The organism is Hoeflea phototrophica DFL-43 (assembly GCF_000154705.2).
Taxonomy (GTDB): Bacteria; Pseudomonadota; Alphaproteobacteria; order Rhizobiales; family Rhizobiaceae; genus Hoeflea; species Hoeflea phototrophica.
The window spans coordinates 2,817,750-2,830,910 of sequence record NZ_CM002917.1 but is presented as its reverse complement, the minus strand read 5'-3'; the positions used below and the strand labels follow the sequence as shown (position 1 = coordinate 2,830,910).

Sequence of the window (13,161 nt, the reverse complement as noted above, 5' to 3'; positions counted from 1 at the left end):
TAACCGGAGGCCGACCATGAACCGCTTCGCCCGTGCATGGGACAGCGATGTTGTCTGGAGTTTCCGGCATTCGCCGGTGGCGATCGTGGCTGCCTTCGTCGCTTTGACAATTATCCTGGCGGCTGCACTCGCGCCCTGGATTGCGCCGCATGATCCTTTCAATCCCGCAAGTCTCAACCTGATGGATGGTTTTACACCGCCCATGGAACCCAATGCCTTTACCGGCAGCGTCTACTGGCTTGGCACTGACAATCAGGGCCGTGATATCTTCTCGGCCATTCTCTATGGCGCGCGGATTTCGCTGTTTGTCGGCTTTGCTGCGGTGTTGTTCGCCATGGTTCTGGGCATCACGGTGGGGCTTCTGGCGGCCTGGCGCGGCGGCTGGGTGGACAGCCTGTTGATGCGCATTGCCGATGTTCAGCTCTCCTTTCCCTCGATCCTGATTGCGCTCTTGATCTTTGGTGTGGCGCGCGGCGTGATCCCGCCCACCCATCGCGAGGCAATGGCGATCTGGGTACTGATCGTGGCCATCGGCCTGTCCGACTGGGTTCAGTTTGCCCGCGTGGTACGTGGTGCTGCGATGGTGGAGAAGGCGCGAGAATATGTGCAGGCGGCGCGGGTGATCGGCGTGCATCCGGTGCGCATCGTGCTTACTCACATTCTTCCCAACGTGATGGGGCCGGTGCTGGTGATTGCCACGATCGGCCTTGCGCTGGCCATCATCGCCGAAGCCACGCTGTCGTTCCTGGGTGTCGGTGTGCCCCCCACCCAGCCGAGCCTGGGAACCCTGATCCGGATCGGGCAGGGGTTCTTGTTCTCAGGCGAGTGGTGGATCATCCTGTTCCCTTCCATTGCGCTGCTGGCGCTGGCGCTGTCGGTCAACCTGCTGGGTGACTGGCTGCGCGATGCTTTGAATCCGAGGCTGAAATGACCGCGCCGCTGCTTTCCGTACGCGACCTCAAGGTCGAGTTTCCGACCCGGCGCGGCACGCTGACCGCGCTTGACGGGATTTCCTTTGACATTGCTCCGGGTGAGGTGCTCGGCATGGTTGGCGAGAGTGGGGCTGGCAAGTCCCTTACAGGGGCTGCGATCATCGGGCTGCTGGAGCCGCCGGGCCGGATTGCCGGCGGCGAGATCAGCCTGCGCGGCGAACGCATCGAGGGGCTTGCGCCCGAGGCGATGCGGCGGATCCGGGGCAAGCGGATCGGCATGGTGTTTCAGGATCCGCTGACCAGCCTCAATCCGCTCTACACCGTTGCGCAGCAATTGATCGAGACGATCCGGACCCATATGGATCTGAGCGAGGCGGAGGCACGCAAACGTGCAGTTGCTCTGCTTGACCGGGTTGGGATTCCCGCTGCCGCGCGGCGCATTGATGATTACCCGCACCATTTCTCCGGTGGCATGCGCCAACGCGTGGTGATTGCACTGGCACTTTGCGCAGAGCCCGAACTGGTGATCGCCGACGAGCCCACGACTGCGCTCGATGTGTCGGTGCAGGCGCAGATCATTGATCTGATCAAGGAGATCTGTGCCGAGCGTGGGGCGGCGGTGATGCTGATTACCCATGATATGGGTGTGATTGCGGAAACTGCCGACCGGGTCGCGGTGCTCTATGCCGGGCGGCTGGCAGAAATTGGCCCGGTTCGCGATGTGATCCTGAAAGCCGAACACCCCTACACCAAGGGGCTCATGGGATCGATCCCGACGCTGACGCAGGAAAGCGAGCGGCTGGTTCAGATCCCCGGTTCGATGCCGCGGCTGTCGGCAATTCCGCAGGGCTGTGCTTTCAATCCACGTTGCCCGCAGGTTTTCGACCGCTGTCGTGTGGAACGGCCAGTGCCGATCGACCGTCCGGGCAACCGCCAGGTCGCCTGCTGGCTTGCCAAGGAGACCGCCCATGGCTGACCCGCTGATCCGCATCGAACATCTCTGGCGGCATTTCGACGTCTCGAAGCCCTGGCTCAACCGGGTGATCGAGCGTGAAGAGATGCAGTTTCTGACCGCCGTGGCCGATGTCTCCTTCGAGATCGGCAAGGGGGAAACCTTCGCGCTGGTGGGCGAGTCCGGTTCGGGCAAATCGACCATCGCGCGGATGATCGTCGGGCTGCTCGAAGCGTCTGAAGGGCATATTTTCTTCGATGATCAGGATGTTGCCGCGATGGCGCCCGGTGCGCTGAGATCGCTCAGACGGCGGTTCCAGATGATTTTCCAGGACCCGTTCGCCAGCCTCAATCCGCGCTGGCGGGTTGGCGACATCATCGCCGAACCTATGCGTACATTTGATCTCGCCTCGGGGGCTGACGCGGCCAAGGAGGTTGGCCGGCTTCTCGATATTGTCGGCCTGTCGGCAAAGGATGCCGAGAAGTTTCCGCATGAATTTTCGGGAGGGCAGCGCCAGCGTATCGCCATTGCGAGGGCACTGTCATCGCGGCCGGAATTCATCGTCTGCGACGAACCGACCTCGGCACTCGATGTCTCGGTGCAGGCCCAGATCCTCAATCTCATGCGTGATCTGCAGGATGAATTCGGGCTCACCTACCTGTTTATCTCGCACGATCTTTCGGTCGTGCGGCACATGGCGACGCGCATCGGTGTGCTCTATCTGGGCCGCCTGGTTGAGGTTGCCGAGGCCAAGACGCTGTTCCGTTCGCCCCAGCATCCCTATACGCGGATGCTGCTGGATGCGGTGCCGGATCTGGCGCTGTCCGGGCGGCGCCGGACGCCGGTGACCGGGGAAATTCCGAACCCGATCTCGCCGCCCGCAGGCTGTGCGTTTCACCCGCGCTGTCCGCTCATGCGGGACGAGTGCAAGCTGGCAGTGCCGGAGCCACGGCCCACGGCTGCAGGCATGGCTGCGTGTATCGGGGTCGAGCCTGTTCCGGCCTGATCCTCTCCAGCGGCAGGTTAATCCAGCAGGTCCGCAAAATGCTTGAGCAGATGGTGCTTGAGGATCTTGCCGGTGGCTGCCGCCGGTAGGGCATCGACCAGCAGGATGTGCGACGGCCGCTTGTAGCCGGCCAGACGATCGCTCACAAACGCACGCAAGTCTTCTTCGCTCACCGCGCCGGGCGCGTGGGCCTGGACAAAGGCCAGCACCTGCTCGTCGCCATCGATGGTCCGCCCGATCACTGCGGACTGGACCACCTCGGGGTGATCGTTCAGCGCGGCCTCGACTTCGGGCGGGTAGACGTTGAAGCCCGAGCGGATGATCAGTTCCTTGGCGCGGCCGACGATGTGCAGCCGGCCGTCAGGATCGATCCGGCCGAGGTCACCGGTTCGCAACCAGCCGTCCGGGGTAATGGCTGCGGCCGTGGCTTCCGGGCTGCGGAAATAGCCTTTCATCACATGCGGGCCGCGGGTGAGGACCTCACCCACATCAGGGTCTTCGCCCAATGACAGATCAAGCGAGATTTCGATGCCCGGCAGAGGTGGGCCGGCGCTGGTGTCCGGATCCCCGATGGCGTTGCGGGTGCCGCTGATCCCGGCGGTGCTTTCGGTCATGCCATAGCCGTTTTGCAGCGGCAGGCCATAAAAAGCTTCGGCATTGCGTTTCCAAGCGGGATCAAGCGGGGCAGCGCCGGAGGAGACATAACGAAGTGTGTCGGAGCCGAGAAGCGCCTGGCCCTCGGCCTTGGCCTGAGCCATGAGCAGCGCATGCATCTGCGGCACCGCAGGCATCACGGTGGTGCCGTTGCTGAGCGCCAGCAGCAGCTGCTTTGGATCAAACCGGGTGGAGAGCTCGACCATTGCGCCCGCATGGGCTGATGCCATCAGCATCGAGGCAACGCCGAAGACGTGGGTCAGCGGCAGGGCGCCATAGACATGGTCCCGAGGCGACAGATCGCGAAGTTCGGCGGAGGCCCGGGCGGCAAAGATCAGGTTTGAATGTGTCAACATCACACCCTTTGGGTCGCCGGTCGTGCCGGTGGTGTAAAGCAGGATCGCGGTGGCATCCTTACCCTCATCAACGGGTTCGGCATCCGGTGTCCCGGGGGCGATCTGAAGCGCGCCGAAACCGGTCGTGCGAAAGGCGGCTGCACCGGCATGGGCGGCGGCTTCTTTCGAGATATGTGAGGTGTAGAGCGTCACCACCGGCCTGGCATGGTTGGAGATGCGCGCAATTTCAGCTGCCGACATGCGCGCATTGACCGGGACGCACCAGGCGCCGATGCGTGACGCCGCCATCATCAGGACCGGAAGGGCAAGGCAGTTCTCCGCAACCACCAGCACCCGTTCGCCGGATGCGGCACCATGCTTGCGCAACAGGGCCTCTGCTTCATCGATCAAGACGGAATAGCCCGCCCACGAATAGACCTGCCCGTCACAATCCTTGATCGCGGGCTCATCGGGGCGGATCTCGAGATGTTGGGCCACAAGCTGATGGATGCGGGTGATGCTCATTGTGTCTGCTCCGTCCGCGCGCGCTTGAAAACGCCTGTCGCGCTTGCGATCAGACGGCCATCCTCATCGTGCAGCTCGGCCGCCAGGAACAGCAGTGACCGCCCGCCGCCGGTCACACGGGCAACAGCCGTGACCCGTTTGCCCAGAAAGGCAGGTGCGAGGAACTGCGTCGTCAAGGAGATCGTCTGAAACGGCGTGCGTCCCGTGTCATCGACCGTCAGCGATGATGTGGCGCCCATGGCGTTGTCGAGCACGGTTGTCGCGATCCCGCCATGCAGCACGCCATGCCGGTTTGTGTGGGCTTCCGTCACGTCGAGATGGCAGCGCGCGCCGCCATCGTCATGACCGATCTCCAACAGATAGCCAAGGGTGGTCTGGGTCCCGGTTTCCCCAACGATGGTCTCGATCATGCGACAGCGAGCCGGATGAAGCGTTCGAGATGGAAATCGGTGTCTCCGAAACGGTGATCAACCATGGTCAGCCGTTTGGCGAAGTGCCCCAATGCGTATTCCTGCGTCATGCCGATGCCACCGTGCATCTGGATCGATTCCTCAACCACCAGTCTTGCGACGCGGCCGATCAGGTTCTTGGCCGCCGAGACATGCAGATCGCGTCCGGGGCCATCGAGATTGCCGCACAAATTGATGACAGCACTGCGGGCCTGCTCGATTTCGATCACCACATCGGCCATGCGGTGCTGCAGAGCCTGAAACTTGCCGATCGGCTGGCCGAACTGGCGGCGCTGGCGCAGATAATCGATGGTCAGTGTCTTGATGGTTTCCATCATCCCGAGGGCTTCGGCGCACTGGGCGGCACAAGCACGCGCATCAGCGGTTTCGATCATGCTCAGGGCCTGACCTGCTTCGCCAATCTTGGCGGTCTCGGGGAGAATGCAGTCGAAACTCACTTCGGCGGCCCGGCCTCCGCCATTGAGCGGATAATCACGCAGCCTGACCTGATCCACCGGCACCAGGAACAGGGAGATTCCGGCCCGGTCCGTCATGCCGCCACCGGTACGGGCACTGACGACCAGCGCATCGGCAGCGGACGCATGGTGCACCACGGCCTTGGCTCCGCTCAGATGCCAACCCTCGGCGGTCTTTTCGGCTCTGGTCTGCACATGGGAGAGATCATAACGGCTCGTCGGTTCGCCATGGGCAAAGGCGAAGACGCGTCCGCCGATGATCTCGTCAATCAGTTTCTGATGCGGGGTGCCGAAAACACTTCCGGCCAGGAGGCTGGTTTCGATCAGCGGGGTAGGGGCACCGGCCCGGCCCAGCTCCTCGAACACGACCATGATGTCGAAGCCCGCACCGCCGAATCCGCCCTGGTCTTCGCTGAACATGGCGCCCGGAAGGCCCATTTCGACCAGCCCGTCCCAAAGGGTCGTGTCGAATCCGGCCGGGCTTTCGGTGGCAGCAATGATGCTCTCATGTGTGACGCTGCCGGCCAGGAAGCGGCGCAGGCCGTCCTGAAGCATCTGGCGTTCTTCGGTCAGTTGGAAATTCACGTCAAAGCTCCAGAATGGTCTTGGAAATGATCTGCCGCTGCACCTCGTTCGAGCCGCCATAAATCGACAGTTTCCGGTTGTTGAAGTAGGTCTGCGTCACCGGCATTGCGTAGGCCGGGCCGGCGTGCTCGACATTGGAGCCTTCATCCAGCGCTTCTGAAACGAATGGCGCCGCATAGGGGCCCACGGCCTGGCGCGCGAGTGCATTGATCTGCTGGCGGATCACCGTGCCCTTGACCTTGAGCATCGAGCTTTCGGCCCCTGGTGCCTGGCCGGCAGCTGCAGCCGCGATGGTGCGCAGATTGGTGGTGTCCATGGCCATCAGATCGATTTCCACCTGCGCCACCTTTGCGGCGAAATAGGGGTTCTCGATCAATGGCCGGCCATTGTGGGCCTGCTCGCCGGCGATCCGCTTGAGCGATGCCAGTCCCGCACGGGCAAAGCCAACACCGGCAATGTTGGTGCGCTCATGGGTCAGCAGATATTTGGCGTAGGTCCAGCCCTTGTTTTCCTCGCCGACGAGATTTTCGACCGGCACCCAGACATCGGTAAACCAGACCTCGTTGACCTCCGGCTCACCGTCGATCAGCACGATTGGGCGGACTTCGATCCCCGGGGTGTTCATGTCGATCAGCAGAAACGAGATGCCTTGCTGCGGCTTGCTCTCCTTGGAGGTGCGGACAAGACAGAAAATCTTGTCGGCGTATTGGCCAAGGGTGGTCCAGGTCTTCTGGCCATTGACGACATAGTGATCGCCATTGCGCACCGCGCTTGTCTGGACATTGGCCAGATCGGATCCGGCGCCGGGCTCGGAATAGCCCTGGCACCACCAATCCTCTCCGCTGAGGATGCGTGGCAGGTAATGGGCCTTCTGTGCTTCGGAGCCGAAGGCCATCAGCACCGGGCCAAGCATATTGAGGCCAAAGGGGATGATACGCGGCGCATTTGCGGCGGTGATCTCTTCCTCGAAGATGTTGCGGCTCACCGCATCCCATCCGGTGCCGCCATATTTCTCGGGCCAGGTCACGCCGAGCCAGCCGCGGGCATTGAGGATGGCATGCCACTCCTCGTAATCGGCCTTGGTCAGGCGTTTGCCGGCCGCAACCTTCGCAGAGAGGCGTGCAGGCAGCTTTTCCTTGAGAAAGGCGCGGATCTCGTCGCGAAAGGCGCGTTGATCGTCGGTGTAGTTCAGGTCCATTTCGGGCCCTCCATCAGAAAATTTCAAACAGGCCTGCTGCGCCCTGACCGCCGCCCACGCACATGGTCACGACGCCGAGCTTGGCACCGCGCCTCTTGCCTTCAAGCAGGAGGTGGCCGGTCATGCGAGCGCCGGTCATGCCGAACGGATGCCCGATCGAGATCGAACCGCCATTGACGTTGAGTTTGGTGTCGTCAATGCCCAGGCGGTCGCGGCAATAGATCACCTGGCTGGCGAAGGCCTCGTTGAGCTCCCAGAGGTCGATATCATCCACCTTCAATCCATGACGTTCGAGCAGGCGCGGCACGGCAAAGACCGGGCCGATGCCCATTTCGTCAGGCTCGCATCCGGCCACGGCAAAGCCCAGATAGCGGCCGAGAGGGGACAGTCCAGCCTTGCCGGCTTCGTCTTCGTCCATCATCACGAGTGCTGCCGCGCCGTCTGACAATTGCGAGGCGTTGCCGGCGGTGACGAATTTGTCCCCGCCCATCACCGGGGTCAGTCCGGCCAGGCCTTCAATCGCGGTGGAGGGGCGGTTGCATTCATCGGCGGAAATGGTGGTCTCGACCTGGGAAACCGCGCCGGTCTCCTTGTCTTTGACCGCCTTGGTGACCGTCATTGAAACGATTTCATCGCTGAACAGGCCCGCGGCTTGTGCCGCTGCCGTGCGCTGTTGTGATTGCAGCGCAAGTTCATCCTGAGCCTGGCGCGATATGCCGTAGCGTGCGGCGACGATGTCAGCCGTGTCGATCATCGTCATATAGAGATCGGGCTTGTGTTCCTCGATCCAGGTGTCGCGAGAGTGGCGCGGGGTTGGCTGATTGAGCGAGATGCTTTCGACACCGCCCACCAGCACCGCGCGGGCGCCTTCTCCGGCAATCATCTGGCCGCCCATGGCGATGGCCTGAAGACCGGATGCGCAAAAGCGGTTGACCGTGGTGCCTGCAACGGTGACCGGGAGCTCTGCGCGAATGACCGCCTGGCGGCCGAGATTTCCGCCGGTGACATTTTCCGGGTAGCCGGTGCCCCAGATCGAATCCTCGATCAGAGACGGGTCAATCCCGGCGCGTTCGATGGCATGGCGGGTGGCAAATCCCGCCATCGTGACGCCATGGGTCTGGTTGAAAGCGCCGCGTGCGGCCTTTCCGATGGCGGTGCGGGCGGTTGAGACGATGACGGCGCGGGTCATTGTGCGGCTTCCTTGTTGAGATCTGCAAAACAGCGGCCCTCAGTCACCAATTGTTCAAGAAGTGGTGCGGGCTGCCAGAAATAGGGGTCTGCTTTCGACCATTCATTGATGTCTGTCAGCAGGGCGGGCAGGCCAACTGTGTCGGCCCATTGCATCGGACCACCGCGCCAGCGCGGGAAGCCGTAGCCATAGAGAAGCGTCACATCCACATCGAGTGGACGTCGGGCGATTTCCTCGCCAAGGACCTTCGCCGCCTCATTGACCATAGCCGCCATATAGACGCGCTGGATCTCTTCGGGTGTGAAGGTTCGTTGCGGTCGGTCGCCGCGGGCGGCCTCGATCAGCGGCTTGACCGCCTCGTTCGGCGTGGCCTTGCGGCCTTCATGGACGTAGTAGCCTTGCCCGGTCTTCTGTCCCAGCCAGCCTTCATGATACATCGCATCCGCCCATGTCGGCACGACGTCGCGCGGGTCTCGTGTCGCAGCCTTGCGCTTGCGGGTCATGAAGCCGATGTCGAGGCCAGCCAGATCGCTCATTTCGAACGGTCCCATCGGCAGGCCAAACGCCTTGATCGCAGCGTCGATCTCCCAGGGCGATGCGCCATCGAGGATCATCCGGTCGGCCGCGCCCCGATAGGTGGCGAGCATGCGGTTGCCGATAAAGCCGTCGCAGACGCCTGCGCGAACGGCGATCTTGCCAAGCCGCTTCGCCAGCGCAAAGGCGGTCGCGGTTACATCCGCTGCGGTGGCGTCGGCGACGACGACCTCAAGCAGCTTCATCACATGGGCGGGCGAGAAGAAGTGCAGGCCGATCACGTCACTAGGCCGCCTCGTTGCTGCGGCGATTTCGTTGACATCGAGATAGGAGGTGTTGGTCGCCAGGATCGCACCCGGTTTCATAACGGCGTCCAGGCGGGCGAAGACCTCGTGCTTGACCGCCATGTCTTCGAACACGGCCTCGATGGCCAGATCACAGTCCGACAGCTCGGCATAATCGGTGACAGTGCTTAGCTGCGACAGGGTGGCGTCGCGGCGATCAGCGGGCAGCTTGCCGCGCTTGACCGCCGCATCGAGGTTTGCAGTAATTGTGCCGCGCGCCTTGTCTGCGGCCGCCGCATCGCGTTCGATCAGGGTTACGGACAGTCCGGACAGTAGACAGGCGGTGGCGATGCCCGCGCCCATGGTTCCGCCGCCGATGACGCCGACATGTGCCATGTTGCGCGGTGCGATGCCTTCGATCTCCGGCAGTTTTGCGACCTTGCGGTCATTGAAGAACGCATGGATCAGACCGGCGCGCTGCGGCGTCTCCATCAGTTCCAGGAAGATCCGGCGTTCTTCACGCACACCTTCATCGAGATCCATTTTGGTGGCTGCCTCGATGGCGTCAATGGCGCGCAAGGGGGCAACCTCGCCGCGGGATTTTTTCTGCCAGAGCGCGCGCGCGGCGTCGAAGGCAGCGGCATCATCGGCAGGGCGGGGCAGGGTGCCCACCGCGCGCACCGGCGCTCCGCTCTCCAGAAGCTCGCGGGCATAGGCGAGGCCCGCCTCGCGCGCATCACCTTCAGCTACGCGATCAACCAGACCGATCTCAAGTGCCTCATCGGCCGTCACCGATCCGCCGGCTGGCATCATTTCGAGAGCCGGGCCTACGCCTGTCAGGCGCGGCATCCGCTGGCTGCCGCCAGCGCCCGGGATGAGGCCGAGCTTGACCTCGGGAAAGCCGAACTGCGCGCCCTTGATGGCCAGACGATAGTGGGCGCCCAATGCAACTTCGCAGCCGCCGCCCAGTGCCGGGCCATGCACCGCGGCGACCACCGGTTTGGTGCTCCGTTCGATATGGGTGCAGACGTCGGGCAGATAGGGTTCAACCGGCGGCTTGCCGAATTCCGAGATATCGGCGCCGCCGATGAAGAGGCGGCCTTCGCCGACAATCAGGGCGATCTCTGCGTCATCCTCTGCAAAGCGGTCGATGGCCTGCCACAAGCCCTGCCGCACGGCCAGTCCCAGTGCGTTGACCGGCGGATTTGCCACCGTAATCACTGCCACAGAACCTTCGCGTTCGTACCGAACTGCCTCTGTCATCTGTTTTCCTTGCTAATGTGATTGAATTTCATGTCTTACTGGGCGTTTTGTGGTCATTCCCGAACGCTCATCGAGGGCGGTTGCCCCATGATCCGCTCAAGCTCCTTGACCGCATCATTGAGCTTTGGCCCGACCTCGTTTTCCATGCGTTCGACAGTGAGGTCCTGAGGCATTGCTCCGCAAGTGAAAACCACCGGCTCGGCCAGATCGCGTGACTGGAACGGTTTGGATACGGCATGGATGTTGCCGGAAAAATACTGCTCTGGCGGGGTGATGCTGAAACCACGGGTGATCAGCTGTGAATAAGCGTCGCTGCGGGCCTGCGTTGCCCGCTCTTCCGTCAAGCCGCGATCGCCTGCCGCGTTGGCAACGGTGGTTTCGAACAGGTCCTTTGGCATTGCGGCCAGGAGGGTGTGGCCGGAGGAGGTTCCGTTGAGCGGCAGCCGGTGCCCTGCCTCCAGCCAGAGCGAGGGCACATCGCGCGGGCGCCAGGTTTTGACGATGAGCAGGCGCGTGTCGTCACGCACCAGAAGCAGCGACAGAGTGCCAGTTTCATCGGCCAGCCGCTGCATGATCGGGCCGGATAGATCCACAAAGGAAATCGAGGCCTGCGCTACATTGCCAAGCGCTAGCAGCGCCGGACCTGGGCGGTAGCGATCGTGCCGCCGCGCGTGGCTGAGGTAACCCAGGCTTTGCAACGTGAAGGTCAGCCGCGACACGGTGCTTTTCGGGATGCCCGTGCGTTCGGATATCTCGGCATTGCCGAGCCCGTCATCTGAGGCGCGAAACGCCCTGAGCACCGACAGGCCCCTGGCTAGTGTGCTGGCAAAGCGTCGGTCGCGGCTGTCATGCATTTCGCTCATCAATGGCCTCACATCGAATTCGGGATCAGCAAGGACAATATCGGGAACGCCATGATAAGCGCCAGCACGATTACATCGACGGTGAGGAAACGCATGATGCCTGAGAATATCCGGTCGATCGGCACTTCGCGGCCCACGACCGATGCGATCACGAACACATTGAGGCCGACGGGTGGCGTGATCAACCCGATCTCCAGAAGCTTGATCACGACGACGCCGAACCAGATCAGGTCGAGCCCGTAGCCCTCTACCAGCGGCACAAGCAGGGGCAGGGTCAGCACCATGATCCCGATCGGATCGAGGAACATGCCGAGCAGCAGATAGATTGCTGCGATTGCCAGCATCAGCACCACCACATTGAGGTCGGCGGCCTGTACTGCGCCCACGATCTCGCCAGCGACGCCGGTCAGGGCAATGAACGCCACGAAGATCTTGGCGCCTGCGGCGATGATGAAGATCGAGGTGGTCTGAATAACCGTTTCGCGCAGCGCTTCGATGACGGATTTGACCGTCAGGCGGCGCTGGGCGAAACCGATCAGCAATGCGGCGCTGACGCAGACGGCTGCGGCTTCCGTGGCGGTGAAGATGCCGCCATAGATTCCGCCAACGATGATGACGAACAGAAGCATGGCCGGCCAGGCGTCGATTGCGGCGTGAAGCCGCTCCTTGGCCGACGTGACGCCGTCTTCCACGGGCGCTGCGGACGGATCGCGCAACACCCAGACCCAGATCACCAGCAGAAAGCCGAGCAGCGAAATCAGGCCGGGAATGATGCCTGCGAGGAACAGCGACGATATCGAGGTTTCGGTGAAGATGCCGTAGATGATGAACAGGACCGAAGGGGGGATCAGGCTGCCCAGTGTGCCGCCTGCCGCAACCGATGCGGTTGCCAGACGCTTGTCATAGCCCATGCGCAGCATTTCCGGTGCACAGATCCTGCCCATGGTCGAGGCGCAGGCAATTGAAGAACCGGTGATGGCGGAAAATCCGCCACAGCCGACAACGCTGGCCATCGCCACGCCGCCAGGGATCGCCGCCAGCCAGACCCTGGCCGCGCGGTAGATCCGGGTGGTGATTTCGGCCCGGTAGGCGATATGACCAAGCGCCACGAACAACGGGATCATCGACAGATCATAGCTGTGGATCAAATCGAAGCTGTTGGAAAAGACCAGGCTGGACGTGGGGCGGAAGGCCCGGTCCGGGGAAAATGTCCCGGTGCGGAAGGCGAAGATCACGAATGTGCCGATGGTCGCCACGCCTGCCAGTGCAAAGGCGATCGGGACGCGCAGTCCCAGCAGCAGGATCAGGAAAGCAAAGGCAGTGAGGCCAACCAGCGTGCCGTCCATTATGCGGCCTCCTCTGGGTGGTTTCCGGAGAGGTTGCCTCCGGCTCGCATGGTGCGAATGTCGGTGATGACCATGATTGCCAGACGCAGCCAGCAGAAGCTGATCCCGACCAGAAAGATCACGCGGCCCGGCCATTTGGGCAGGTGCAGTTCACCGAAAAAGAAGGAGCCTGCCTCAAACGCGTGGACGGCTTCACGCCATCCGGCCCAAATCAACGGCGCCAAGGCGAGCAATCCGAAAATGGAACCGAAGACAATCAGCCCGTCGTGAATGCGCACCGGCAGCTGATTGGCAATCAACTCCACCGCGATATGAGCGCGGGCAGCCGTGGTGGCGGCCATGGGCAGGATCACGGCTGCGACCATGAGTTCAGCCACAATGAATGTGGTATCCGGTACGCCGGAGTTGAACAGCGTCCTGATCAGCACATTGGCTGTGATCATCACACCCAGGCCGATGACGGCTAATATCGAAAGATCAACGAGCAGACGCTCGATCCGGCGCAGCATGGCGACACCTATGGAAATTAACTTGCCAGAAAAAGATATGCCGGCCCCTTTTCAAAAGAGG

12 protein-coding genes are annotated in these 13,161 nt (G+C 62.4%); 3 read left to right on the top strand and 9 right to left on the bottom strand.

All coding sequences use genetic code 11. The annotated features are described in order from the left end of the window. Nucleotides 1–16: 16 nt before the first annotated feature. From HPDFL43_RS13420 to HPDFL43_RS13410, 3 genes are read left to right on the top strand one after another with little or no spacing between them, the layout of a single operon-like run. Nucleotides 17–931 carry an ABC transporter permease gene (locus HPDFL43_RS13420; RefSeq protein WP_007197901.1) on the top strand — a complete coding sequence of 305 codons (915 nt, stop codon included), beginning with the start codon at nucleotides 17–19 and terminating at the stop codon, nucleotides 929–931. Then, nucleotides 928–1,908, top strand: a complete 981-nt coding sequence (locus tag HPDFL43_RS13415; RefSeq protein WP_007197900.1) for an ABC transporter ATP-binding protein — start codon at nucleotides 928–930, stop codon at nucleotides 1,906–1,908. The genes HPDFL43_RS13420 and HPDFL43_RS13415 overlap by 4 nt, the downstream gene beginning before the upstream one ends. Then, nucleotides 1,901–2,890, top strand: coding sequence for an ABC transporter ATP-binding protein (locus HPDFL43_RS13410; RefSeq protein WP_007197899.1), 990 nt, complete (start codon nucleotides 1,901–1,903; stop codon nucleotides 2,888–2,890). The genes HPDFL43_RS13415 and HPDFL43_RS13410 overlap by 8 nt, the downstream gene beginning before the upstream one ends. A gap of 17 nt (nucleotides 2,891–2,907) precedes the next feature. Here HPDFL43_RS13410 and HPDFL43_RS13405 read toward each other — a convergent pair whose 3' ends face one another. From HPDFL43_RS13405 to HPDFL43_RS13365, 9 genes are read right to left on the bottom strand one after another with little or no spacing between them, the layout of a single operon-like run. Further along, nucleotides 2,908–4,404, bottom strand: coding sequence for a class I adenylate-forming enzyme family protein (locus HPDFL43_RS13405; RefSeq protein ID WP_007197898.1), 1,497 nt, complete (start codon nucleotides 4,402–4,404; stop codon nucleotides 2,908–2,910). Continuing rightward, a complete protein-coding gene (locus tag HPDFL43_RS13400; RefSeq protein WP_007197897.1) occupies nucleotides 4,401–4,814 on the bottom strand; it encodes a PaaI family thioesterase in 414 nt (137 codons plus the stop codon). Before HPDFL43_RS13400 ends, HPDFL43_RS13405 begins: the two co-directional genes overlap by 4 nt. Next, nucleotides 4,811–5,914 carry an acyl-CoA dehydrogenase family protein gene (locus HPDFL43_RS13395; protein WP_007197896.1) on the bottom strand — a complete coding sequence of 368 codons (1,104 nt, stop codon included), beginning with the start codon at nucleotides 5,912–5,914 and terminating at the stop codon, nucleotides 4,811–4,813. Before HPDFL43_RS13395 ends, HPDFL43_RS13400 begins: the two co-directional genes overlap by 4 nt. Before the next feature lies 1 nt (nucleotide 5,915). Further along, nucleotides 5,916–7,112: an acyl-CoA dehydrogenase family protein gene (locus tag HPDFL43_RS13390; protein WP_007197895.1), complete on the bottom strand. Its 1,197-nt coding sequence runs from the start codon at nucleotides 7,110–7,112 to the stop codon at nucleotides 5,916–5,918. 13 nt (nucleotides 7,113–7,125) lie between these two features. Next, entirely contained in the window at nucleotides 7,126–8,301 is a 1,176-nt protein-coding gene (locus tag HPDFL43_RS13385) for an acetyl-CoA C-acyltransferase (protein WP_007197894.1), read from the bottom strand. Next, a complete protein-coding gene (locus HPDFL43_RS13380) occupies nucleotides 8,298–10,382 on the bottom strand; it encodes a 3-hydroxyacyl-CoA dehydrogenase NAD-binding domain-containing protein (RefSeq protein ID WP_007197893.1) in 2,085 nt (694 codons plus the stop codon). The genes HPDFL43_RS13385 and HPDFL43_RS13380 overlap by 4 nt, the downstream gene beginning before the upstream one ends. 53 nt (nucleotides 10,383–10,435) lie before the next feature. Beyond that, nucleotides 10,436–11,245 (bottom strand): IclR family transcriptional regulator, encoded by an 810-nt coding sequence (locus HPDFL43_RS13375; protein ID WP_007197892.1) that lies wholly within the window; start codon nucleotides 11,243–11,245, stop codon nucleotides 10,436–10,438. A gap of 8 nt (nucleotides 11,246–11,253) precedes the next feature. After that, nucleotides 11,254–12,591 (bottom strand): TRAP transporter large permease, encoded by a 1,338-nt coding sequence (locus HPDFL43_RS13370; protein ID WP_007197891.1) that lies wholly within the window; start codon nucleotides 12,589–12,591, stop codon nucleotides 11,254–11,256. Next, a complete protein-coding gene (locus tag HPDFL43_RS13365) occupies nucleotides 12,591–13,100 on the bottom strand; it encodes a TRAP transporter small permease (protein ID WP_007197890.1) in 510 nt (169 codons plus the stop codon). The genes HPDFL43_RS13370 and HPDFL43_RS13365 overlap by 1 nt, the downstream gene beginning before the upstream one ends. Nucleotides 13,101–13,161: the final 61 nt, after the last annotated feature.